Source organism: Microvirga tunisiensis, from assembly GCF_009296175.1.
Taxonomy (GTDB): domain Bacteria; phylum Pseudomonadota; class Alphaproteobacteria; order Rhizobiales; family Beijerinckiaceae; genus Microvirga; species Microvirga tunisiensis.
Genome location: NZ_VOSK01000573.1, coordinates 1 through 2653 on the forward strand (window position 1 = coordinate 1; position 2653 = coordinate 2653).

A 2653-nucleotide genomic window follows, 5' to 3' on the forward strand; every position below is an offset into this window, starting at 1 on the left:
CTTCTTCCTGAAAATCAAGCACTTCAGACGCATCGCCACGCGCTACGAACAGACCCCACGGGCGTTTATGTCAATCCTTTGCCTCGTCAGCGCGTTCATCTGGACCAAATGAATGTCAACGCGCTCTAGGTCGAGCCAGCTCACTCGTCGATAGCCTCTTATCAGAGCGCTACAGCAACTTCGCGAGTGTGCGTCTAATGGAGCATGCGACGACGCTGGATCTTGAGCAGTTCGAGAGCAGTGATCAGCAAGACCAACTGGAGCGGGCTCGCCGTCAGGTCACCGGGCGGACCACTCTCCTGACCCAGATCTTCGGACAGGCACAGGATGTGCTCACCGTCCTTTCACTGGCTGCTGGCCTGCTCGCCTATGCGCCGTGGCTCATTGTCCTGATCCTGCTTGCTCTCCTGCCAGCCTTTGTTGGGGAGGTGCATTTCAACGCGCAAGGCTATCGCCTCAACTACTTCCGCACCCCGGAGCGGCGTCAGCTCGATTACATCCGTTATCTAGGCTCGAGCGTCGAAACCGCGAAGGAGGTCAAGCTCTACGGTCTCAACACCTTCCTGGTCGAGCGCTTCAGAGGCTTTGCTGATCGGATGTATGCGGACAACCGGCGGCTTGCGACCCGCCGGGCCGCATGGGGCACGCTCTTCGCCGCACTCGCGTCATGCGCCTATTACCTGGCCTATGCGCTGATCGTGTGGCGAACGGTCCAGGGCGAGTTCAGCATTGGTGATTTGACGTTTCTGTCCGGTTCCTTTTTGCGGCTGCGTGGGCTGCTGGAGGGATTGCTTCTGGGGTTTTCACAGATCGCCGGGCAGGCGCTGTACTTGGAGGATCTGTTCTCATTCTTCGATGTTCGCCCGAGCATCGCGTCACCGGCAAACCCACGGTCCTTCCCGCAACCCTTGAAGTCAGGAATTATGTTCGAAAATGTAGGCTTCCGGTATCCGGACTCAGATCGCTGGGCGGTCCGTCACCTGAGCCTAACGCTGACAGTCGGTGAGGCCGTGGCTTTGGTTGGGGAGAACGGAGCCGGCAAGACCACGATCGTGAAGCTCCTTGCTCGGCTCTATGACCCGACAGAGGGACGGATCCTTCTCGATGGCTATGATCTACGTGAATACGATCTGGCCGATCTGCGACGCCACATTGGTGTGATTTTTCAGGACTTCGTGCGGTTTCATTTCACGGCCGGCGAGAACATTGGAGCAGGTTGCATCGAGGCCACCGATGATCGCAGCCGGATTCAGCAGGCGGCGGAGCGCAGTCTCGCTGATCGGATCATCCAACGCTTGCCCCATGGATATGACCAGCCACTCGGCAAGCGGTTCCACGAAGGAGCGGATCTCTCCGGGGGCGAATGGCAGAAGATCGCCATCGCGCGCGCTTACATGAGGGATGCAGAGGTTCTCATTCTGGACGAGCCGACCGCCGCTCTCGACGCCCGCTCGGAATACGAGGTCTTCCAGCGGTTCCGGGATCTGAGCTTGGGCAAGACCGCCATTCTGATCTTGCACCGGTTCTCGACTGTGCGAATGGCCGACCGCATCCTTGTTCTCGAGAATGGGCAGGTCGTTGAGGCTGGCTCGCACGAACAGCTTGTTGCATCAGGCGGTCGCTACGCCGAACTGTTTGAATTGCAGGCGTCAGGCTATCGATGAGGGCCCCTGAAACCATGAGATCTGGCTTGTTCGGTGTAATGGACGGCAGATCGTCTACAAGCATGCGATCCGGGCTATCCACCCAGCAGAGCCTGTCCAGTTGATAGATCCAGCTTCATTTGGGTGAGGGACCCCTTCTCAGGCTCTGTTGAACATGCGGCTTGGAATCATCCTGAAGCAGTGCTCGATCAATCCATGCTTTCCGCCTTCTGCTGTGATGGGTTACAGTGGATGTGCCATCGCGACCCGACAGGAGCCCGCATGAAGAAGGCCCGCAAGCTCTATGAAAGTCCAAGCGGTGACCGCTGGTACCTGATCCGAGACCCTTCAGGAGCTTTGTTCGTCCGCCACGAAGCCAATGTCGCTTCCGGAGGGCAGGTGGAACATGAGGACATCGCGATTTTCCTAGGTCGGGGCGCAGGGCCGGAACAGCAGGAACTGCTGCGTCTGATCGGCACCCTCGTCGAGGAGCACCCCGCGAACGGGTAACCCATATTATGAAAGCGGCGGCCCTGCGAGTTCTATCCCGAATTGACGGCAGGCACGCGCAAGCGCCTCAGCTTGTTCGGGGGATCTGTCGCGACAGTTTGTTTCACAGTTTCAGCTGCCGTGCCTGCGGTCTCGACAGTGGAGGGTGACGCGAGTTGTTCAAGGGCAGGCATTTTGATCGCTTGGTCATCCTGGTCTGCGTCCGGTGGTACTTGGCCTTTAATCTCAGTCTCCGGAACCTTGAGGAGATGATGGCCGAGCGAGGCATCTCCGTCGACCATGCCACCGTCCACCGCTGGACTGTTCACAATGCCTCGCTCCTGCTGGAAGAGTTCAACCGGCGTAAGAGGGCCTCACGGGGAAATGGCACGTGGACGGTGTGTCACGAACACATTTCTGAAGGAGGAGATGTGGAGCTGTACAAGAGATGAGGGTCGGCCCCTCGAGGTCCGCAGTCAGGTGCCGACCTCAAACCCCTGCAAGCTGCGGCCGTCAAGAGC

The 2653-nt window shown here is 58.7% G+C and carries 1 protein-coding gene and 2 pseudogenes; all 3 read left to right on the top strand.

Features of this window, described 5'->3' with window-relative positions:
• Nucleotides 1–125: 125 nt before the first annotated feature.
• A pseudogene (locus FS320_RS41435) lies at nt 126–1664 on the top strand (ABC transporter ATP-binding protein); the annotation flags it as partial.
• 261 nt (nt 1665–1925) lie between these two features.
• On the top strand, nt 1926–2153 hold the full coding sequence (locus FS320_RS41440) for a hypothetical protein (protein ID WP_152718392.1): 228 nt from the start codon (nt 1926–1928) through the stop codon (nt 2151–2153).
• Between the two features lie 155 nt (nt 2154–2308).
• A pseudogene (locus FS320_RS41445) lies at nt 2309–2529 on the top strand (IS6 family transposase); the annotation flags it as partial.
• Nucleotides 2530–2653 lie beyond the last annotated feature (124 nt).

Excerpts from the sequence above, each read along its gene's own strand:
- FS320_RS41440 (WP_152718392.1), top strand. The coding sequence starts at position 1,926 with ATGAAGAAGGCCCGCAAGCTCTATGAAAGTCCAAGCGGTGACCGCTGG.